At 53.8% G+C, this 20,763-nt stretch carries 18 protein-coding genes and 1 riboswitch; of the genes, 12 read left to right on the top strand and 6 right to left on the bottom strand.

Annotated elements, in window-relative coordinates; all coding sequences use genetic code 11:
- Positions 1-164 precede the first annotated feature (164 nt).
- The gene (locus DVH26_RS30580) at positions 165-1,487 is read left to right on the top strand and encodes a PASTA domain-containing protein (protein WP_239628902.1); all 1,323 of its coding nucleotides are present in this window, start codon (positions 165-167) and stop codon (positions 1,485-1,487) included.
- A 159-nt stretch (positions 1,488-1,646) separates the two neighbouring features.
- Here DVH26_RS30580 and DVH26_RS30575 read toward each other — a convergent pair whose 3' ends face one another.
- The 4 genes from DVH26_RS30575 to DVH26_RS30560 form a co-directional block, all read right to left on the bottom strand.
- Positions 1,647-2,111 (bottom strand): RidA family protein, encoded by a 465-nt coding sequence (locus DVH26_RS30575; protein ID WP_239628900.1) that lies wholly within the window; start codon positions 2,109-2,111, stop codon positions 1,647-1,649.
- Positions 2,112-2,436: 325 nt separating this feature from the next.
- The gene (locus DVH26_RS30570; protein ID WP_239628898.1) at positions 2,437-4,044 is read right to left on the bottom strand and encodes an N-acyl-D-amino-acid deacylase family protein; all 1,608 of its coding nucleotides are present in this window, start codon (positions 4,042-4,044) and stop codon (positions 2,437-2,439) included.
- Between the two features lie 255 nt (positions 4,045-4,299).
- Positions 4,300-5,424, bottom strand: a complete 1,125-nt coding sequence (locus DVH26_RS30565) for an alanine racemase (protein WP_239628896.1) — start codon at positions 5,422-5,424, stop codon at positions 4,300-4,302.
- Positions 5,425-6,087 (bottom strand): helix-turn-helix transcriptional regulator, encoded by a 663-nt coding sequence (locus DVH26_RS30560; RefSeq protein ID WP_239628894.1) that lies wholly within the window; start codon positions 6,085-6,087, stop codon positions 5,425-5,427.
- 155 nt (positions 6,088-6,242) lie between these two features.
- Here DVH26_RS30560 and DVH26_RS30555 point away from each other — a divergent pair, with 155 nt between their 5' ends.
- The 8 genes from DVH26_RS30555 to DVH26_RS30520 all read left to right on the top strand — a co-directional run bounded on the left by DVH26_RS30555 (position 6,243) and on the right by DVH26_RS30520 (position 16,344).
- Complete coding sequence (locus DVH26_RS30555) at positions 6,243-8,012, top strand: cache domain-containing sensor histidine kinase (protein ID WP_239628892.1); 1,770 nt, start codon at positions 6,243-6,245, stop codon at positions 8,010-8,012.
- Positions 8,009-9,583 carry a response regulator gene (locus DVH26_RS30550; RefSeq protein WP_239628890.1) on the top strand — a complete coding sequence of 525 codons (1,575 nt, stop codon included), beginning with the start codon at positions 8,009-8,011 and terminating at the stop codon, positions 9,581-9,583. Before DVH26_RS30555 ends, DVH26_RS30550 begins: the two co-directional genes overlap by 4 nt.
- Before the next feature lie 105 nt (positions 9,584-9,688).
- The gene (locus DVH26_RS30545; RefSeq protein ID WP_239628888.1) at positions 9,689-11,029 is read left to right on the top strand and encodes an extracellular solute-binding protein; all 1,341 of its coding nucleotides are present in this window, start codon (positions 9,689-9,691) and stop codon (positions 11,027-11,029) included.
- A gap of 171 nt (positions 11,030-11,200) precedes the next feature.
- Positions 11,201-12,076 (top strand): carbohydrate ABC transporter permease, encoded by an 876-nt coding sequence (locus tag DVH26_RS30540; protein WP_239628886.1) that lies wholly within the window; start codon positions 11,201-11,203, stop codon positions 12,074-12,076.
- 18 nt (positions 12,077-12,094) lie between these two features.
- Positions 12,095-12,967 carry a carbohydrate ABC transporter permease gene (locus DVH26_RS30535; protein ID WP_239628884.1) on the top strand — a complete coding sequence of 291 codons (873 nt, stop codon included), beginning with the start codon at positions 12,095-12,097 and terminating at the stop codon, positions 12,965-12,967.
- Positions 12,968-13,075: 108 nt separating this feature from the next.
- Positions 13,076-13,951 carry a sugar phosphate isomerase/epimerase family protein gene (locus DVH26_RS30530; protein WP_239628882.1) on the top strand — a complete coding sequence of 292 codons (876 nt, stop codon included), beginning with the start codon at positions 13,076-13,078 and terminating at the stop codon, positions 13,949-13,951.
- A 441-nt stretch (positions 13,952-14,392) separates the two neighbouring features.
- On the top strand, positions 14,393-15,193 hold the full coding sequence (locus DVH26_RS30525) for a polysaccharide deacetylase family protein (RefSeq protein ID WP_239628879.1): 801 nt from the start codon (positions 14,393-14,395) through the stop codon (positions 15,191-15,193).
- Positions 15,194-15,273: 80 nt separating this feature from the next.
- On the top strand, positions 15,274-16,344 hold the full coding sequence (locus DVH26_RS30520) for a lactonase family protein (RefSeq protein WP_239628877.1): 1,071 nt from the start codon (positions 15,274-15,276) through the stop codon (positions 16,342-16,344).
- Between the two features lie 311 nt (positions 16,345-16,655).
- On the opposite strand, the gene DVH26_RS30515 is transcribed toward DVH26_RS30520, so the two are convergent.
- Entirely contained in the window at positions 16,656-16,820 is a 165-nt protein-coding gene (locus tag DVH26_RS30515; protein ID WP_239628876.1) for a hypothetical protein, read from the bottom strand.
- A gap of 80 nt (positions 16,821-16,900) precedes the next feature.
- A complete protein-coding gene (locus DVH26_RS30510; RefSeq protein ID WP_239628873.1) occupies positions 16,901-17,221 on the bottom strand; it encodes an SPW repeat domain-containing protein in 321 nt (106 codons plus the stop codon).
- Between the two features lie 244 nt (positions 17,222-17,465).
- Between DVH26_RS30510 and DVH26_RS30505 the strand changes: the two genes are divergently transcribed.
- The 3 genes from DVH26_RS30505 to DVH26_RS30495 all read left to right on the top strand — a co-directional run bounded on the left by DVH26_RS30505 (position 17,466) and on the right by DVH26_RS30495 (position 20,689).
- Positions 17,466-18,239, top strand: coding sequence for an MgtC/SapB family protein (locus DVH26_RS30505; protein ID WP_379458560.1), 774 nt, complete (start codon positions 17,466-17,468; stop codon positions 18,237-18,239).
- 187 nt (positions 18,240-18,426) lie between these two features.
- A riboswitch (purine riboswitch) is annotated at positions 18,427-18,530 on the top strand.
- Positions 18,531-18,789: 259 nt separating this feature from the next.
- Positions 18,790-19,401, top strand: coding sequence for a xanthine phosphoribosyltransferase (locus DVH26_RS30500; RefSeq protein ID WP_239628871.1), 612 nt, complete (start codon positions 18,790-18,792; stop codon positions 19,399-19,401).
- Between the two features lies 1 nt (position 19,402).
- A complete protein-coding gene (locus DVH26_RS30495; protein ID WP_239628869.1) occupies positions 19,403-20,689 on the top strand; it encodes a nucleobase:cation symporter-2 family protein in 1,287 nt (428 codons plus the stop codon).
- Positions 20,690-20,763 lie beyond the last annotated feature (74 nt).

Genomic DNA, 20,763 nt, shown 5'->3' with positions numbered 1-20,763 from the left:
TTTGGATGATTTCACCCTATATCAGCAAAAATCCGGACTAAAGTCCGAACTATATGAGTAAGAATGGTTAGGGTTGGCCTGAATGCCGCGGTGTCGATCGGTATGGATTCGATTTGACCGGTATTGCAAAGCATTCGGGATAGAGATACAAGGGGGTAGGCTTGATGGAAGACCGTATGGAGCAGAGATATTTGCCGGAGAAACCGATTTTGCCGCTGGCAAGCGGAATGGTTTATATGGGGAAGGATTTGTCGCTGAATCGCAAAGTGATTCTGTACGCCGTGGATAGCCAGGATGACGCGTTCACTAAGGCGTATACGGAAATGCTGGGAGAGGCATCCCAGTTCACCGACCGGAGCTTCATTCATATATTGGACATGGGGTTTAATCATTCGTCGAACCGGCTGGTCGCTGTGTTGAAGCCGTGCAACGGCACGCTGTTATATGAGGTCATAGCAGGCGGAATGCTCTCTTTCCAGGAGAAGCTGACCATCGTCTATAAGCTTGCTTTGGGGATGCAGAAGGCGTTGGAGGAAGGTATCGTCGGATTCTCCATCAGCGCGGACAACATATGGATCGATCCGGAAGGGCATCCGGTCATTATGAATTATTGGGAGCAAGGACAAGCGGCGCAGCGCGGAACAAAGGGGCTCGTCGGCCTGCTGCTGCAGCTGATCGCCGGTAAAAGTACGGGGCCGGTAGTAACAATGGACGATCCGGCCGCGCAGGAAGCGCTGCGGCAAATTCCAGGCGAGCAAAGAGATGTGCTCGTCTCCCTGATCCGTCAAGTAGCGGCAGAAGATGTGCCGCTCAAATTGTTTATCGCACAGCTCGCACGCATTGTGATCGTACGGGGCACGAGGGAGCCTGTACGGGCACAGGAGCCGGAAGCGGTGAGAAGGCCTGTCTCCGCTATGACGAAATCCGCTCCTTCCTTTTCGGAGGAACCGGTGCAGCCGAGGAAGCAGGCGGCGCCTCCGCCTCCGCCAGAGCCGGACGAGGAGGATGAGGAGGAAGAAGACGAGCCGAGACGGTTTACGGTCGGGGGCATGATGAAAAGGCTGCTGCTGATCGGCGGTGCCGTCGTCGTCATCGGGGTATGCTCCGTGCTCATTCTCATGGGGCTGTTCGAGGTGCTAAGGCCGGATAAAGGGTATGTTCCGAGCGCTCCGGCTACGGAGACCAGTCCGCCAGTTGCCGATGCCAAGCCGACACCGAGTGCTACGCCTGTGCCGGATAAGCCGAAGGAAACGCCGAAGCCGGATAACGGAGCGGCCACCGATCAGGGGCCGACTCAGGTTCCGAACCTGATCGGTATGACGCAGGCCGAGGCGGAAAAAGCGGCGCTGGCGGCAGGGCTGCGCTACAGCTTTGTTTTGGAGCCGAACGAGATGGCGCAGGGCAAGGTGTTCAAGCAGGATCTTCAGCCGAATGCGACGGCCGAGAGAGGCTCACGCGTTACGTTCTGGATAAGCAAAGGGCAGTAAAAGAAGAGCCCGGCTAGCCGTTAAATAGACGGCTGGCCGGGCTTTTTTGCCAATTAGGTAAGTTAAACCACGGTATCTGTAAAGTGAAAAGATAAGCGTATCGAAGCTATTCCTTTTGGCGGTTCTCATGCTGAGGCATGCAGCGGCGCAGGGGATAGATTAATCGCGGATTTCAGCGATAATTTCGATTTCCACCGGCGTGTGGAACGGCAGGTCGCTTGTTCCGATGGCGGATCGGGCATGCTTGCCGTTCTCGCCGAATACCTGCACAAGCAGGTCGGAGGCGCCGTTCATCACGTAAGGCTGGTCGCCGAATCCCGGCGCGCTGTTGACGAAGCCGAGCAGCTTGACGATTTTGACCACGCGGTCCAGATCGCCCAAGTATCCCTTCATGACGGCCAGACAGTTAATAATGACTTGCCGAGCGGCTTCTTGTCCCTGCTCGATCGTAAGGTCGCTGCCTACTTTGCCTTCGTACATAAGCTCTCCGTTAATGCGGCAGTCCTGGCCGGACAAATAAATCAGATTGCCGGTACGGTTGCACGGAATATAAGTGAAGCGCGGCTCCGGCGATGGGGGAAGGACGATGCCCAGCTCCTGCAGTCTTTGCTCGATTTTGCTCATGGTTTATTACCTCCGTATACATATAGGATTAAGCAGGGATAAGGTTATAGTAATGGTTAAGGTTAGGATCGAATCTGCCGTGCGGTTTGTGAATGTATATGTTGCGAAAAAAGCTTACGGTCGAATGTTCAGGCGGTTAAGACGTTCCAATGGCAGGGCAATGCTTGATTTTGATAACATCGGCAGGGGCAGGCATAGATCGAATGATGTGACTACACACGTCTACGCGAGCGAATCCCAAGCGAACGCTGCGTGGCGATCGATCAATTCCCGGCTGGCGGCAACCCGCCGGATCGGAACCATTGCAAGGTGCCAGCCTGGCGCCTTATCCGTGGCTGCAGCAATGATGCGCGCGGATCAGGCTGCCTTCGCGCGCCTGCGTATGGCGTTCACCGGCCAGGGTCGACTTGCCTCCGACCCATACATGCAGCATCCCGGAAGGATATTGCCGAGGGTTCTCGAAGGTGGCGTGATCCTGGATCGTATCCGGATCGAACACGGCAATATCCGCGGCATACCCCGGCACAAGCAGGCCGCGCTTGCCGAGCTTGAACCGCTGCACGGGGAACGAGGTCAGCTTGCGCACGGCCTGTTCCAGCGTGAGCACCTTGTCTTCGCGCACATATTTGGCGAAGACGCGGGGGAAGGTGCCGTACAAGCGCGGGTGCGGCTTGCCGGTTTCGCACGTCAGGCTGTCGGATGCGATCAGCGACCGCTCGTAGCCGACAACCTGCTTCACGTCATCGTCGGACATATGGAAGTAGACGATGGAGATGCGTCCCAGCTCCTCCAGAAGCAGGTCCATCATGCAGTCCGCCGGATGCTGACCGCGCTCCTCGCTGATCTCGGCGAGATGCTTGCCTTCCAAATGGCGGTTCGCTTCATTATGCACGGCGGAAATGTAGACGCTCTGCCAGCCGGTGGAGCAGACGAGGTTGTCCCAATCCTTCTGCTCCTGCCCGAGCTCCTCGCGGATCCGTTTGCGTAAGCCTGCATCCCGGAACCGCTCCAGCACGGCTTCGATGCCGCCTTCCAGCGCCCATGGCGGCAGCACTGTTGTCAGCGTCGTCGACCCGGCGTTGTACGGGTAGACGTCGCACGTCACATCGAGTCCGCGCGAACGGGCTTCCTCGATGAGCTCCATCGCCTCGAGCACTTTGCCCCAGTTGATTTTGCCCGCCGCCTTCAAGTGGCTGATGTGCAGCGAGACGCCGGCTTTCTCGGCGATCCAGATCACTTCCTTCACGGAAGGGATCAGGTTGTTGCCCTCGCCGCGAATATGGGTGGAGAACAGCCCGTTGTACTTGGGCAGCACGGAGCACAGCTCGGCGATCTCTTCCTTGGAAGTGTAGCTCCCCGGAGCGTACAGCAGACCGATGGAGAAGCCGATCGCTCCGGCTTTGAGCCCTTGCTCGAGCAAATGCTTCATCCGGATCAGCTCCTGAGACGTCGCAGGACGGTTGGCGAAGCCCATGACCGCGATGCGCAGCGCGCCGTGGGCCACATAAGTGGCGATGTTCTCTGAAGGGCGGGAGCTGGCGAGCGAGTCCATATACTGCTCCACCGTCTCCCACGGCCATTCCCACGAGGTTTTGCCCAGCACCGGCTGGACGTAGCTTTGCAGCAGCTCCGCTTTTTCTTTGACAAAAGGCGCGGGAGCCAGGCCGCAGTTGCCGACCACCTCGGTGGTGACCCCTTGGCGCAGTTTAATCTCGCTCAGCGGATGGTCGAAGATCATCAGATCGGAATGACAATGACCGTCGATAAAGCCGGGGGAAATGACCTGATGATGGACGTCCAGCGTTTCGCGGGCTTCCTGATGAATTTGGCCGACGGCGGCAATGTGTCCGTCCTTGACGCCGACATCGCCGATAAACCACGGATTGCCGGTACCGTCGACGATGCGCCCGTTTTTCAATAGCAGATCGAGCATGACGTAGGAACCCTCCTTGAGGTTAAGTATCAATGCACGTTGATTAGGCTTGGTTAAAAAAGATGCCGAAGTGGTGACTGAGAATGAAAAAATGAGAATGAGATCACGGCCAGAGTCAGAGTCGGAGCTGAAGCAGGATCGAAGCCAGAGTCAGAGTCAGGACCAGGACGGAAGGCGAAGCCGGAGCCAGAGCCAAGACCGTGATCAAAACCGGTACCGATGCCGAAGCTGACGGCGCAGCCTTCCGGCCCGCTCTTATTCCAGCTTGCCCCGGCCCAGAACCGGTACGGGCTCGAAGGCTTCGCCCCGCAGGAACAGCACCTGATTATGCAGATTGATCGTGCTGCAAATATGATTCGGAATAATATAAAGCCGGTCGCCTACCTTCAAATTGGCGGCTTGCGCTTCAGGGCCGAGGCGCATCATGCCGTGCTCCTCGGACAGCCGCTCCAGCACGGCGTCCTCGAGGCCGACGACATGGCCAAAGCCCTGAAGCAGCAGCGGCTCTGTGTTCGGCTGCACGTCGGTGGCGAACGTCTTGCTGCCGCCGTCGACAACAGCCAAGTCCGCCGCAGGGCGGCTGACAACGGTTACAAGAACGCTGCCTGCGCAATCCCCCAGGCCGCACACGCCGAACCTCGCCTGCATCCGGTCCTGGAACACGTACGTTCCCGGCCGGATTTCGGTGACGCCCTTCACGGTCGCGGCGTATGCTCCCGTTGGGGTGGAGCCGACGCTCACGTCCGCGATGGGAATCCCCAGCGCGCGCATCCGGTCGGCCAGCTCCACCATGATGCGGCCTTCTTCGATGCCCGCCGCCTCTAGATCGAGAGTCGGCTTCTTGTTCATCAGCGCGCCGCGGAACGTATAGATCCCGGTCAGCCGCAGATGCTCCATCGCGTGGATGCGCGATGCGAGGGCCAATGCGTCGTCGTACAGGACCCCCGTACGCCGCAGCCCGGTATCGATTTCGAGCCGCACATTCAGCGTGTGGCCGTGCTGGCCGGCCAGCTGCGACAAGCGGCTCGCGCCTTCGTCGCTGTCGACCGCGAGAATCAGGTCGATCTGCCGGCTTAACGCGATGGCCCGCTCGATTTTGGATGGAGTCACGAGCGGATAAGCAATGAAAATATTCGAGATGCCGTGCTGCGCCATCACTTCGGCCTCGGATACTTTGGCCACGGTTATGCCCGAGGCTCCGGCTCCTAGCTGCCGCTTGGCGACGTGAGGCATCTTGTGCGTCTTGGCGTGAGGCCGCAGCTGCACCTGATTACGCTGCGCGGTTTCCGCCATCGCTTCGATGTTGCGCTCCATGATGGCTTCATGGATGATAATACAAGGAGTTTCCGGTACGAAAAGCGGTGCTGAACCGTTGTTCATCTACTCTTCATTCCCTTCGGCTTCGGATAATGTTTTGCCTTCTTCCAAATAGTTATAGAGGGTGTATTTGGATATATTCAAATAGCCGCAAATTTTCTCGCCGCCCTTCTTGATCAGGAAAGCGCCTTTGCGGTCCAGCAGCTGAATCATCCGCATCTTGTCCTCCTTGGTCATGACGGCGACCGGCTTACCTACCTGCTCCTGAGCCTCCTGAATAAGCGCATCGAGCAGATCGCTCACATTGCTGACGAACGATTCCTTCACTTCTGTCTGAAGTCCCGTGGATGTAAGCGAGTGAAGCGTCTTCTCGGCGACCATCAGCTCCGTTATGTCGAAGTTGATGCACAAGGCACCGATCGTTTTGCCCTCGCTATTTTTCATATAGATCGAAGTAGAGCGGAGAATGCGGCCGTCCTTCGTTTGCGTGACATAGTTGAATTTGTTGCCGTCCACATGATTGCCCCGCAGCAGCTCCAAGCCAAGGTTCGTCCCCGGATCGCCTACCTTTCTGCCTGTAATGTGACCGTTCTCGATAGCCCGAATCGTGCTTTCGTAAGAGCCGGTCAAGTCGTGCAGCACGACCTCGCAGTTGTCGCCGAACTGGGCGGCAATGCCTTTCACCAGGCTGTTCAGAAACTCCGATTCGTCCCGGATGTTCTCCATGTTCGAGTGGCCCTCCCTTTCCGCGATAAGTTGGTGTCGTTATGAGAACGATAGTAACATAAACCAACGGATTGTCAAACAAAAAGTTTGTTCGAATAAAAAAAAGTATGTTAGTATATGTGAAGCGTTTACTTTATATGCAGGGGAGCCTAAGAATGAAGCGTTGGTTCGGAAAATCGTTAAAACGAAAGCTGTCCATGCTGCTGCTGTTCGCTATTTTACTGCCGCTTGTGCTGACCGGCGTTGCCTCTTACCAGATCGCCATTTCCTTAACGGAGGAAAAGGCCAAGCAATCGGGCATGAACACGCTGCGCCAAATTGCTGACAAGCTGGAATTCATTATTCAGGATGCGGAAAATATGTCGTTGTTTTTAATCGGGCAGCGCGATATTCAGGCGTATCTCGATGACGAACAGGAGGATGTGGTCCGCTTTACGCTTAATGTGGGCTTTTTGACGAACCTGGCTTTTTCCAAAAAATATATATCCAACATTACGATCACGCATGATAAAGGAAAGCCGCCGCTTTCCAATACGACGGTATTGAAGTCCGGCTTGCCCGAGGTGCTGAAGGCAAACGAGCAGGCATACCGCAGCAGCACGAGGTGGTGGTCGCCGCTCTACGAGAACCAGACGACGGAGGGGCTGAAGCGGGTCGTTTCGCTTGTCCGGCCTGTCCGCAGCATTAACAATTTCAAGCCGCTCGGGATGGTATCGATCAGCGTCGATGAAGCCGAAATCTCCCGTTATTTGACCGGGGCCGGCTGGGAGAAGACCGGGTTCGTCCTGCTGCTGGATCAGAACAACCGCGTTTTGTCCAGCGGCCGGCAGGAATGGCTGAATCAGACGGTGAGCGATATTTTTCCGGGCTTCGGGGAGCTCGAAGGAGACAGCGGCATGCTGAATTACGGGACCGGCAAAGAGCAGACAACGATTCTGTATCACACGGTTCCGAGTCTGCAATGGAAGCTGGTCGGCTTCATTCCGACGCAAATCTATACGGCGCAAAGCGGCTACGTGCTGATGGTCACGGCGCTTGCGGTAGGTCTCGGGCTGCTGCTCGCGGCAGGCTTGGTGCTTTATTTCGTGCAATGGGTGACGAAGCCGCTGACCCGGCTGACGCAAAACATGAAGGACATTAATCCCGACGAGCCGATTCCTCATTTCGAGGTGAGGAGCACGGACGAGGTCGGTCTGCTGCTGCGCAGCTACAATAAGCTGAGCGACCGGATCCAGCGGCTGAAGGAGCAGGTGCAGAAGAACGAGGCGATGAAAAAGGAAGCCGATATTCAAGCGCTGCAGGCGCAAATCAATCCGCACTTTTTATATAACACGTTATCTTCGATACACTGGATCGCCTTGATGAACAAGGATAAGCAGATTGCGGAAATGGTGGGGGCGCTCAGCGATTTCTTGCGGTTCAGCTTGAACAAGGGGGAGGAATTTTGCCCTGTCCAGCAGGAGGTGGCGCACGCGCAAAATTATGTATACATTCAAGCGATCCGGTTCCCGGGACAATTCGAGGTGGAGTTTTATATCGATCCGGCGATGATGCAGCTCCCGATGCTGAAGCTCCTGCTGCAGCCCTTGATCGAGAACAGCATTATTCACGGCATTCAGAAAAAGCAAGGAAAAGGCAATGTCTATGTCCACGGTGAATTGGAGGGGACGTCAGGGATGAAGTTTATCGTGGAGGATACGGGAATCGGCATCGAGCCGGCCAGACTGCGTGAGCTCCGTCGAAGCTTGACCGTGCATGAGGGGGTGTCTCGCGGCAAAGGAACGAAGTTCAGCTACGGCCTGCGCAATGTGCATCAGAGGCTGCAGCTTCATTACGGGCACGAATCCGGTCTTGTTATTGAGAGCGAGCCGGGCAAAGGAACGGCGATATCATTCATCATTCCGTTAACGGAGGAAACGACATGAGAATTTTGATAGTTGACGACGAAGTGATCATTCGCACCGGACTGTGTACGGTTATCGATTGGAAGGAGCTGGGGATGGAGCTGCTTCCACCTGCGGCATCGGCTGAAGAAGCGCTGGCGCGTGTGCCGGAGGAGAAGCCGCATATCATTTTGACGGATATCCGCATGTCCGGCATGGACGGAATCGAGCTCGCGAAGAAGGTGAAGGAGCTGCTGCCGGACACGGAGATCGTCATTTTAACGGGATACGATGATTTTACGTATGCACAGCAGGCGCTGCGGGAAGGCGTGACCGATTATTTGCTCAAGACCAGCCGTCCCGACGAAATAATAAAAGCGGCGATGAAAGCGAAGCAGCGCATATTGGAGAAGTGGGAGGCATTGAAGCAGGAAAACTTCCAGACGGCCGCTTTTCGCAGCCAGCTTCTGGAGCGGCTCGTCACCCAAGGGCTCGATCAGGAGCCTGCCTCGGTCAAAGAACAGCTGCACATCTGGTTTCGCAAGCACGGGGTGCAAGCCGCTGAAGCGGAGCTCTCCCCGATGCAAGTGCTGCTGGTTTCCGCTTCCGGCTGGGGCGATAACCCGCTGGCCCGTCTCCTGCTAGGCGCAGCCGATAATATGCTGTTCGAGCTGCTTCCTGCCGTTACGTTGCTGAAGAAGGACCGGATTGTGCTGGTCGCCCGCTACGTGCCCGGCGTCACGGACAAGGCATCGCTGGAGGCGGCCCTGGACCGGGTGGAGCAGACGCTAAAATGTACCGTTTATGCCGCTCTCGGCTCCATTGCCGCAGGCTGGGACGAGCTTCCAGTCTCCTTCCGCGAGGCGGAGCACGTATTTTCTTTCCGCGGCTTGGTGGCGGCCAGAGGGCTTTTTGCCATGGAGGACGTAAAGGACCGCCGAGGGGGAAGAACCGTATGCTCCCAGAAGGAGGAGGCGGAGCTCTCGGCTATCCTGTTGAGCAACAATTTGACGGAGCTGCGGCACTGGGTGAATCAAAAGGTTCGCACGCAGATGGAGGACGCTTCGGTCACACCGGCATCGCTGCAGGCTTATTTGCAGTCGCTTGTTTTGTCCGCGCATCGATGGCTGGAGCGGGCGGGGTCCGGTACGGGAGCCTCTCAGGAAGGAACGGGTCCGGATAACGAGCGGAGGGAGTTCACGCTGGAGTTGGCAGGCCAGCCCGAGGAAGAGCTGTTCCGGCTGCTGTCTTCCGTCATGTCCGTTTTTCATGAATCGATCGCGGAAACCAAGTTCTCGTATATTCATAAATCGATTGCCTATATTAAAGAAAATCTGGATCAAAATCTAACGCTCCAGCAGGTAGCGAAGTTCGTTCATCTGAACCCGAATCATTTCAGCGAGGTGTTCAAACGGGAAACGGGGCTCAACTATATCGAGTTCGTAACGAAGGAACGGATGCGGCAAGCGGCCGAGCTGCTGCAGGGCTCACAGGCCAAAATCAGCGAGGTGGCCAATCGCGTCGGCTACGAGGACATCAAATATTTTAGCCAGCAATTCAAAAAATTCAGCGGGCAAACGCCGTCGGAATTCCGCCAATCGCCAAAAGGCTGAAAAATTTCCCCCCTGCCTCCGAAGTCTCTCCCGTTTTGCGTCCGACCGTTGTCCCCTATACTAAGGCTTGTAAAGAGAAGAGATGAACGAGGAGGGTACTACAAGATGAAAAAAGCGACGACGATAGCGCTCACCGCGGTAATGGCAACGACTTTGCTGTCCGCCTGCGGTACCGGCGCAAGTACCGACAGCAAGGCTGCCGGCGAGGGCGGGGGTAAAGATAACGCTCAACAAAAAGTAAAGCTTTCCATATGGCATAACTATACAGGCGACGACCTTCGCGCCAAAACGATGAGAAGCGTCATGGAGCAGTACAAGAAAGACCACCCGAATGTGGAGCTGGATATTCAGGGCATCCCGCCCGATGGTTATCGAGCTCGTTTGAAAACGGTTGCCGCAGCCAATGAAATGCCGGATCTGTTCGTGATGTGGCCGGGCGTTATGACCAAGGAGTTCGTTGGCGGAGATTTGCTTCAGCCGATTAACCAGCTGCTCGACAGCAAACCGGATTGGAAAAACGGCTTCCTGCCGAACTCGTTCGACGATTTCACCATCGACGGCAAAACGTACAGCGCGCCGATGGGCTTGTCCCCGACTTCGATTCTTTATTATAACAAAACGATTTTCGATAAATACGGCGTGAAGCCTCCGAAAACATGGGATGAAATGATGAGTCTCGTGGAAACGTTCAAGAAGGACAAAATGACGCCGATCGCGCTTGGAAACAAGGCCGCTTGGCTGGCGCAATCGAGTATTTTGAGCTCTTTGGCGGACCGTGTGACCGGCACGGAATGGTTCCTGAACGCGGCGAACCAAAAAGGAGCGAAGTTTACCGATCCTGAATTCGTACAAGCGTTGACTTACCTGCAGCAGCTAGGCAAGGCGGGAGCGTTCCAGGAGGGCTTCAACAGCATCGACAATACGCAAATGGAGCAAATGTTCGCGCAAGGCAAAGCGGCGATGATGATAGACGGCGGCTGGGCGCTGACGAACCTTGCGGCCAATGCGTCGAAGGAAGTGCTGGACAACATCGGCGTGACGGTGCTGCCTTCCGTGCCTAACGGCAAAGGCGATCCGAATTCGCTGTCCGGCGTAGTCGGAACCGGTCTCGGCATGAGCAAGAAAACAAGCGGCGCGGCTAAGGATGCGGCGTATGAGCTGATCTATGCGCTGTCCGGCCCTGCGGCTCAAAAGGCGACGCTCGAGAGCAACCAGCTCGTCAGCTATAAAGTGGAGCTCGACAAAACGAAAGTGTCTTCCTTGTTCGCGCAAGTGTATGAAATGGTCGGCAAAGTGAAAAGAACGCCGGTATATGACGGAGTCCTCAGCTCCGCGGCCAGCGATGTGGTCAACAACGGCCTGCAAGAGCTGCTGATGGGCGGCAAGCCGGAGGATATCGCGAAGAAGATTCAGGACGCGCAAGCCAAATCGCTCGGCGTCAAGTAACCGAACTTAAAGCTTGGAGCGGTTCCAGTCTTTGAACAAGAGACTGGAATTGCTTTTTCAAGAGCCTGTGGGGAACTCAGTTTACGTTTACGAAGTAACTTTGCTAAAGCAAAGTTAAGTATTTGCTTACGAAGTCAGTTTCGCTTCGCGAAACTCTTAGGAGGGGAAGCCATGTCAACAGCGGCACGTATAAGAGGATTCATAACGGTTGGTCTTCTTCCGGCCTTTCTGCTGTACGCCTTTTTTGTGATCATTCCGGTGTTCTGGTCCGCTTACTACGGTTTTTTCGATTGGAAAGGGATCGGCGCCGCCAAATATATCGGCTTCGACAACTATGTGGAAGTCGTGAAGGATCCGCTTTTTTGGAAATCGTTCAAAAATAACATGCTGATCGTAGCCGCCTCCGTCTTCGGACAAGTGCCGATCGCTCTGGTGCTCGCGCTTTTGCTTATGAAGAGCACGCTGTTTCAAAGAATGATCCGCGCTTCGGTGTTCATGCCGATGGTGCTGTCTTCGGTCGTTGTCGGTATTATTTGGGGCTACATTTATCATCCGCAAATCGGGATCCTCAACTTCCTGCTGGAGACGGTAGGCTTGGAATCCTGGAAAAAAGCATGGCTGTCCGATCCGAAAATCTCGATGTATGCGATCATGGTGCCTATCATTTGGAACTATATCGGTCCGTATATGATTATGTTTATCGCGGCGCTGCAAAATATTTCTCCGGAAATCGACGACGCCTCGCAAATCGACGGAGTCGGACCGGTGCGCAAGCTGTTCGTCATTACGCTGCCGATGATTTGGGATACGATCAAGGTAGCGGTTGTGCTGTGTATTTCCGGCAGCCTTAAGGCGTTCGACCTGATCTATGTCATGACCGGCGGCGGACCCGCGCATTCCACGGAGCTGCTCGCTTCGTACATGTACAATAATACGTTCAACGTATTCCGCTACGGCTACGGAAGTGCGGTATCGACCGCAATCATTATTCTCAGCATGGTGCTGATCGTAGGAAGCCAATATTTAATGAAGCGGGACGTTCGCTAATAACGGGAGGGGATTAGGATGGAACAGGTGTATCAAGTGAAGACGGCCGCTCTCCCGCAGGGACAAAAGAAGGTGAAATGGAGCAGAGGCCTTATCAATGTGCTGCTCACGCTCTATGCCCTGGTTACGCTGTACCCGCTGATTTGGCTGTTCATCAGTGCGTTCAAGTCGAACGAGGAGTTTTACTCGCGGCCTTTTGCTCAGCCTACCGAATGGCATTGGGATAATTTCGTGCGCGCCTGGAAAGTATCCGGGATGGGAATTTCGCTTATCAATTCGAGCATTGTGACGATTGTTTCTTTGGTGCTGACATTGATTTTGGGGGCGCTGGCCGCCTATGTATTGGCTCGGTTCGAGTTTAAGCTGAAGCCGCTGATGATGGGGTTGTTTTTGCTCGGAATGCTCATTCCGATTCATAGCACTTTGGTGCCGCTGTTCATTATTATGAAAAAAATCGGTCTGCTCGACTCCTACGGGGCGCTGATCTTGCCATACACGGCGTTCGAGCTGCCGCTTGCGATATTCGTTGCCGCCGCTTATCTGACTTCGGTTCCCAAAGAAATCGAGGAGGCAGCTTTAATCGATGGCACAGGCTATTGGGGGATTTTCTTCCGGATTATGCTGCCGTTAAGCATTCCTGCTCTATCGACAGTAGCGATTCTAGCCTTTTTGCGGTTTTGGAATGACTTTGCGTTTGCGCTTGTATTTATAAGTAAGCCTGCGTTAAAAACGCTGCCGCTCAGCCTCTCCGTATTCGCCACGGGCTATTCGACGGATTACGCGCTTACGATGGCCGCTCTCTCGATTGCGGTGCTGCCTACGATTGCCGTGTTCCTGCTGTTCCAGGAGCAGATTATGAAAGGAATGACGGCTGGCGCGGTAAAAGGGTAAGCGGCTTGCTCCTGAACGAATTATCCGGCGAGAAAAGGAATCGGTCGCCCGTTCTAGAATTATTACCATGATGTTCCTGACATGTGATGTTTAAAGGAGGAAATGAGGATGAAATTGACGAACCGCATCGGCGTTATCGTCGACAGCTTCGGCCTGGGTGTCCGTGAAGGATTAAGAAAGGCCAAAGATGTGGGAGCGGACGGGGTGCAAATTTACGCGGTTAGCGGCGAAATGGATCCGGCTGCGCTGTCGGCCGATGCCCGTAAGGAACTCAAAGCGTATATCGCCTCGCTCGGTCTCGAAATATCCGCCTTGTGCGGCGATCTGGGCGGCCACGGCTTTCAGGATAAGACCGTGAACGCGGCTAAAGTCGAGAAGTCCAAGCGCATTCTGGATCTCGCTATGGATCTCGGCACCAATATCGTGACGACGCATATCGGCATCGTACCGGAAGATGAGCAGAGCGAAGTGTTCCACAGCATGCAGTCCGCATGTGAGGAGCTCGGTCAGTATGCGAAGAGCATGAACGCTTACTTCGCTATCGAAACCGGACCGGAGCGTGCCGCTCATTTGAAGCATTTCCTCGATACGCTCAGTACGAACGGCGTATCGGTCAACTTCGATCCGGCGAACATGGTCATGGTAACCGGCGATGATCCGGTCGAGGGCGTCCGCCTGCTGAAGGACTACATCGTTCACACGCATGTGAAGGACGGTATCCGCTACCGCGAGGTCGATCCTCGCGAAGTGTACGGCGCGCTTGGCTTCGAGCCGATGGATCACGGGAAAATTGCGCAGATGGTCTCGTCCGGCGAAATTTTCAAGGAGGTTCCGCTCGGCGAAGGGAAAGTGCCGTTCGACGCTTATTTTGCTGCGCTGCAGGAGATCGGCTACACAGGCTATTTGACGATCGAGCGCGAAGTGGGCGATCAGCCCGAGACAGATATCCGCAAGGCGGTCGAGTTCATCCGCCGCTATAAATAGAAGCAACAAAGCCTTCCGTTGTCATTTCGGAAGGCTTTGTTTGCTTATACAGAGCTGCGATATCTAGCAGCTCTAAGGTACTTGAGCATCGCGCCCCTATGAAGGGGGCGCTTCCGCAAGCCAGGCGCGCCGAATCCGCGCGCTGTAAGCATGAAAAACCGCGTTACAGCGCAGCGTAACGCAAAAGCGACAGCCCTAACGCGGAAAAACCGCGTTACGGAGCTGCCGCAAGCCCCCCAGCGCTGAATCCGCGCGCTGTAAGCATGAAAAACCGCGTTACAGTGCGGCATAACGCAAAAGCAACAGCCCTAACGCGGAAAAACCGCGTTACAGAGCTGCCGCAACCCTCATCGCGCCGAATCCGCGCCATCTGTTTTCACATTTTCCCATCAATGGTACACTATTCATTAGATCATCCATTTATAGGAGGCGTTTGTTCACATGGGCAAAATTTTGATGACTTATCCGGAAGGCAAATTTAAAGCGCTCACCATGAGCTACGACGACGGAAGAGCGGCGGACCGCCGTCTCGTCGACATTTTTAATACATACGGCATCAAGGGCGCGTTCCACCTGAACTCCGGGCTGCTCGGTACGGGCGACCGCATCGCGGAAGGCGAAATCGCCGAGCTGTACAAAGGACATGAGGTTTCGGCCCACACCGTAACCCATCCGACGATAGCGAGATCACCCCGGGAGCAGCTGATTCATGAGGTGCTTGAAGACCGCAAAGCATTGGAGCGCCTTGTAGGTTATACCGTACGGGGTATGTCGTATCCTAACGGATCGTTCAACAGCCAAATCAAAGAGCTGCTGCCTCATCTTGGGCTAGAATATGCGAGAGTGGTGCAAGCTACCGGAGGCTTCGGGCTGCCGGACGATTTGATGGAGTGGAAGCCTACGTGCCATCATAACAAAAACCTGATGGGCTTGGCCGAAGCTTTCGTCGAGCTTCATAAAAAGCAATATTTGTACATGATGTACGTTTGGGGACACAGCTACGAGTTCGATAACGACAACAATTGGGATTTGATCGAACGGTTCTGCGAATATATCGGCAAACGGGACGATATCTGGTACGCGACCAATATTGAAATCGTCGATTACATCAAAGCGTTCCGTCAGCTCCAATTTTCCGCTTCCAGCGAGTTCGTATACAACCCGTCGGCCCAATCCGTATGGATCAGCGTCGATGGCAATATCGTCGAAATCGCCGGCGGCAGCCAGGTTGCGCTGGATTAAGACGCAATGGCGTCGCATGGAATATTCGGATACAATATAGGCAATGCTTCACTATTGATCAGATGAATGGAGATGGAACAATGGAATCCAACCAATATATAACGTATTTCGGATCGTATTCGGACAAGCAATCCCCCGGTGTTCATGTATACCGGTTCGACGAGCAATCCGGGGAGCTGAGCTTTATCGATCAGGTGGCCGGTATGCTGAATCCTACGTTCATGACGATCAGCCAAGATAAAGGGTTGCTGTATACATATACTCAAGCGGATGAGGGGCAAGATAGCGGCGCCATCCTTACTTTCCGCATCGATGCGGAAACAGGAAGGCTGGCGCTGGCGGGCCAGCAGCCTTCTTTGGACAAATCGGCTACGCATATTAATCTCGACGGCAGCGAGAGCTTCGCGATGACGGTCAGCTACTCCGAAGGTACGATCAATCTGTTTCCCGTTCTGGAGAACGGAGAAGTGGGAGCCTTGGCCGACAAAGTACGGCACGAAGGCGCAAGCGTTGTCGCGAAGCGCCAGGATAGCGCGCATCCGCACTCGATCTATACGGATCCGTCTGATCAATTCGTAATCGTTCCGGATCTGGGCATGGACAAAGTGATGGTATACCGTTTGGATAGGGCAAACGGCAAGTTTGAGCCGCACGACGAAGTTAAGCTGGCTCCGGGGGCTGGACCTCGGCATTTCGCTTTCCATCCGGACCGCAAGCATGCCTATGTGATCAATGAGCTCGACTCCACCATGACGGTGTTTGCCTTCGACGAGCAGGCAGGCAAGCTCGAAGCCGTTCAGACGATATCCACGCTGCCGGAAGACTTCGACGGCACAAGCAGCTGCGCGGAAGTGCAGGTATCGCCTGACGGTTCTTACCTGTACGGGTCCAACCGGGGACACGATAGCATCGTAGTATATGCCATCGATTCCGCGAGCGGCAAGCTGACTCTGGTACAGCATATGTCTACCGGAGGATCGCATCCGAGACATTTCAGCCTGACGCCGAGCGGCCAATATTTGCTCGCGGCCAATAAGGATTCCGATTCCGTTCATGTATTCAAGGTTGATCGCGATAGCGGGAAGCTGGTACCGACCAGACATTCCGTTACGCTTCCTCAACCGACTTGCGTACGCTTTTATAAGCTATAGCTAACATAGAAAAAACGGCCTTTTCCTTATTTGGAAGGGCCGTCGCTATGTCCAGAAACCTTTTGCTTCGAAATATTGTAGTACGTAGGTGGGGATATGCCTTGGAAGAGTTTACGTCCGCCTTTGAAATCTGTGAAAATACCACTAATTCTAATCAGATTCATAGGTTACAACAGCGGCTGGAGAGGCATATCCCACCGGAATATACAATTATATTTCGAATTTTCATTGGTTTCTCCAAATAGAACGGCCCTTTCTTAATAGAAGGGGCCGTTTTTTCATTATGGAATGGGCTGTCGCGAAAATTATGTTCAAGGGAACTTCTTATAATCCGGATCGTCACTTACCGATTCATACTCCCACTCCGCTAACCGGAAGTACGAATAATGCCCGTATTCGTCATAATAATGGAAAGGATTGTCGCTCTGCTTCGGAATAAAGTAGTCCTTCAGGAGCGCTAGGATGCTGCTGAACATGCTCTACACCTCTTCTTTTTATTGTTAAGTATTTGCTGTCGGCTGGAAAATGATGCATGGTGTCGAGGGAGAGACCCAAGCTATTTTCTGGCACCCAAATTTGCGAAGCTGAATAACATGGTGACGATACCCAAAATAATACTGATCCCGCCAATAGGCAGCGGTAAACTCCATCCGGTAAATGGAATGACAGCCATCGCGATACCCGTGATCAGTGTAAGCAAGTTTGGCGGCGAGTCCCCTTTCTTCATGCAGAGTGCAGCCGAAGCGGCGATAGCTTGAACAGCCCCAACAATTCCATAAATCCAAATGACGGACGGCGGATCCGTATAACCGCTAAGCCAGGGTGTGAAGAGAAACCATAGGCCAAAGAGTGCATTAAGAACGCTTCTTATTTTCATAGCGAACCTCCCTTGCTCCATCATATGTAAAGGCAGGTGTCCCTGGTTCCACCGATTATGCAGGGTATTGCGAATCAATTATGGAAAGGCCTTAAATCTCATTGCCCCAGGCAGTATTCATGGATATAATAGGGTTTAATATTCAAAACGGAGACGCTTTCACTGCGTCTGAAATCATACTTACCGAATACCTTCGCATAGAATGGGAATTCATCAATTTACGAAAGCTGGGAGAGATCGTGCAGTGGATACGGTTAGTACAAGTGTATGGGAAATAACGCATTGGGAGCTGGTGCTCCGGATGATTTTGGCCGTCGTTCTGGGCGGGCTGATCGGTATCGAACGGGAGTGGAGCAATCATGCGGCGGGGTTTCGGACTCATATTCTCGTTTGTCTCGGATCGACGACGATTATGCTTTTATCCGCCTACGGCTTTTCCCAATTTGTCAATGAGGCCAACGTCCGGATGGACCCTGCCCGATTGGCGGCCCAGGTTATTAGCGGGATCGGTTTCTTGGGAGCGGGAGCGATTTTGCGCAACGGCAACATGATTAAGGGATTGACGACGGCGGCCTCAGTATGGGTAGTCGCAGCCATTGGGCTTAGCGTCGGAGCGGGCTTTTATACGGGAGCGATGGTTTGTACGCTGCTTGTGCTGGTCAGTTTGTTTTTGCTTAATAAGTGGGAGAAGCATCTGATGAGAAACCGCCGTTTCCACGAGGTGGACATCCAAATTATTGACAAGCCGGGCTCGCTCGGCAAAATAGCCTCAGTATTCGGGGATCACGACGTACAGATCGCGAATTTGAAAATGATGCCGGATGACGAGCAAGCGGGAGGCAGTCCGGCGGTGCTGCCTTCCATGCATTTGCATTTCAGTCTCAAAATTAAAAAGCAGGAACATGTCATTTCCGCGTTGGAAAAAATTGCGTCCATGGATATGGTGCTGTCGCTGGAATCGCAGCTCGTATCGGGCCTGAGAACCGGAGGGAGCAAAGAAAGCTCTGTCTCGATGTAAATCTGTCTGCGTAGTCCGGTGCAGGTGCCGGACTTTTTTTATTCTCTGTAGGGAAACAAGCGCGATCACGCCGCGCAATTTACGGATATATTTTCCAATGGAAAAGCCTTCCCTGACAAGCGCGCGAAGAGAGAGGAGCCTTGAAAAATTTCCTCTTGAAACCGCGGGGAAGAGTGTGTACTATAGACAAGTAAAACTTCAAACGACTCGTATAATTTTGGGAATATGGCCCATAAGTTTCTACCGGACAACCATTGCAATTGTCTGACTATGAGTGATAGCGCATCTAGGGTTCCGTTTCCTCCTGATTGGGGGAAAGGCTGGTCCGAGCGATGCAGACACTTTTCGTGTTACACCATGAGGGATAAAAGCCCAGAGGGACAGGCTTCACTTGAGAAACAGCTCAAGGAACCTGTCTTTTTTTGTTGCCGAATATTGCTGTTAACAAGCGGGTTCATTCGGATGGAATGGCTTGAACGGTGAGGGCATTGCGGGTTTTTAACCGTGTGAGGGCACGCAGATAAGTTAACAAAGGGGCGGAAAACTAAACATGAAATTACTGGAAGAGCGCATTCGTCAAGAAGGGTTAATTTTATCCGATACGGTGCTGAAGGTCGATTCGTTCCTGAATCATCAGGTGGACACGCAGCTGGCGTTGGAGATTGGCCGGGAGCTTGCGCGGATTTTTGCCGATCAGCCTGTTACGAAGGTACTTACGATTGAAGCAAGCGGCATTCAATTTGCGATGGCGGCAGGTATTGCTCTCGGAGTTCCTTTTGTATATGCAAAGAAAAAGAAAGCGGTCACGCTCACCGAGCAAGTATATGCTGCTCCGGTTCATTCATTTACGCGTCAAGAGACGTATCAGGTCAGCGTATCTCAGAAATACTTGAATCCGGGAGATAAAGTGCTGATTGTAGATGATTTCCTGGCTACGGGCGCTGCGCTGGTCGGACTCGTCGATATCGTGAAGCAGTCGGGAGCGGAGCTTGTGGGCGTCGGCTGTGTTATTGAGAAAAGCTTTCAGGAAGGGCGCAGCCTGCTGGAGGAGCAGGGAATTCGCGTTCACTCGCTGGCTCGAATTGCCTCCATGGCGCCGGGCGTTGTCAACTTTGTCGAAGAAGAAGCATCCATTCGTAAGATCAAGGAGAGTGTAGTGTAGGATGTTAAGCAAACAAAAGGTAGTAACGCTAGGCTTTCAGCACGTGCTTGCTATGTATGCGGGTGCCGTTATCGTGCCGTTGATCGTAGGCGGTGCGCTTAAGCTGAGCCCTGCCCAAATGGCTTACTTGATTGCGGCCGATTTGTTCACTTGCGGTCTGGCGACCATTTTGCAGGTTATGGGCACCAAATATTTCGGCAGCCGATTGCCGGTTATCTTGGGCTGTACGTTTACTGCGGTCGGTCCGATTATTGCGATCGCCTCGACCTCGAATTTGGCTACCGCCTACGGAGCCATTATTATTTCCGGCTTGTTCGTCGTTCTGGCAGCGCCGCTGTACGGCAAAATGCTGAAGTTTTTCCCTACGATCGTCACCGGGTCGGTTGTAACGATTATCGGTTTGTCCCTCATTCCCGTTGCCATGAACAATGCGGCCGGCGGACAAGGAAGTCCGGACTTCGGACAAGGTCATAACCTGCTGCTTGCTATCGGCACGCTCGTTGTCATTCTATTAGTAAACCGGTTCGCGACCGGATTTCTGCGTTCGATTTCGGTTCTAGTAGGCTTGGTTGCAGGGACGGTTGCCGGTTACGCGATGGGGATCGTGAACTTCTCCTCGGTAGGACAAGCTTCCTGGATCAGCGTTGCTCAGCCGTTCTACTTCGGTATTCCGCAGATCAGCATCACGGCAATCATTACTATGATCATCGTGAACATTGTCAGTATGGTGGAGTCCACAGGCGTATATTTTGCCGTCGGCAAAGCTACGGATCAGAAGGTCGAGTCCAAGCAGATCGTCAATGGCTTGCGTTCAGAGGGACTTGCTATCATGCTGGGCGGTATTTTTAACGCATTCCCTTATACGGCGTTTTCGCAAAACGTAGGGTTGATCACGTTAACCCGTGTCAAAACCCGCGACGTTATCTTCGCAGCCGGCGGCATTATGATCATTCTCGGTCTTCTGCCGAAGCTGGCCGCATTGACGACCGTTATTCCTAATGCGGTGCTTGGCGGAGCGATGATCGTTATGTTCGGCTCCGTCGCTGCCTCCGGCATTTCCATCTTGTCCGAGGTCGATCTGCGCAAGGAGAGCAACTTGCTGATCGCAGCAACCAGCATCGCCGTTGGATTAGGCTCCGCCACATTGCCGCAAATGTTCGATCAGCTGCCGGACTTTGCCAAAATGCTGCTGCAAAACGGCATCGTATCCGGGTCGTTGACGGCGATTCTGCTGAACTTGTTCTTATCGAATAGGCGAGAGGCGGCGCACGAACAGGAAAGCCACTAAGCTCTTATAGCAAAAGAACCTCTATCTCCACAAAGGAAATTGTGGTGGGAAGAGGTTCTTTTTTTGTTTATCGA

This window comes from Paenibacillus sp. H1-7, assembly GCF_022354825.1.
Lineage (GTDB): Bacteria > Bacillota > Bacilli > Paenibacillales > NBRC-103111 > Paenibacillus_S.
This window is presented reverse-complemented; position numbering and strand designations above follow the sequence as displayed.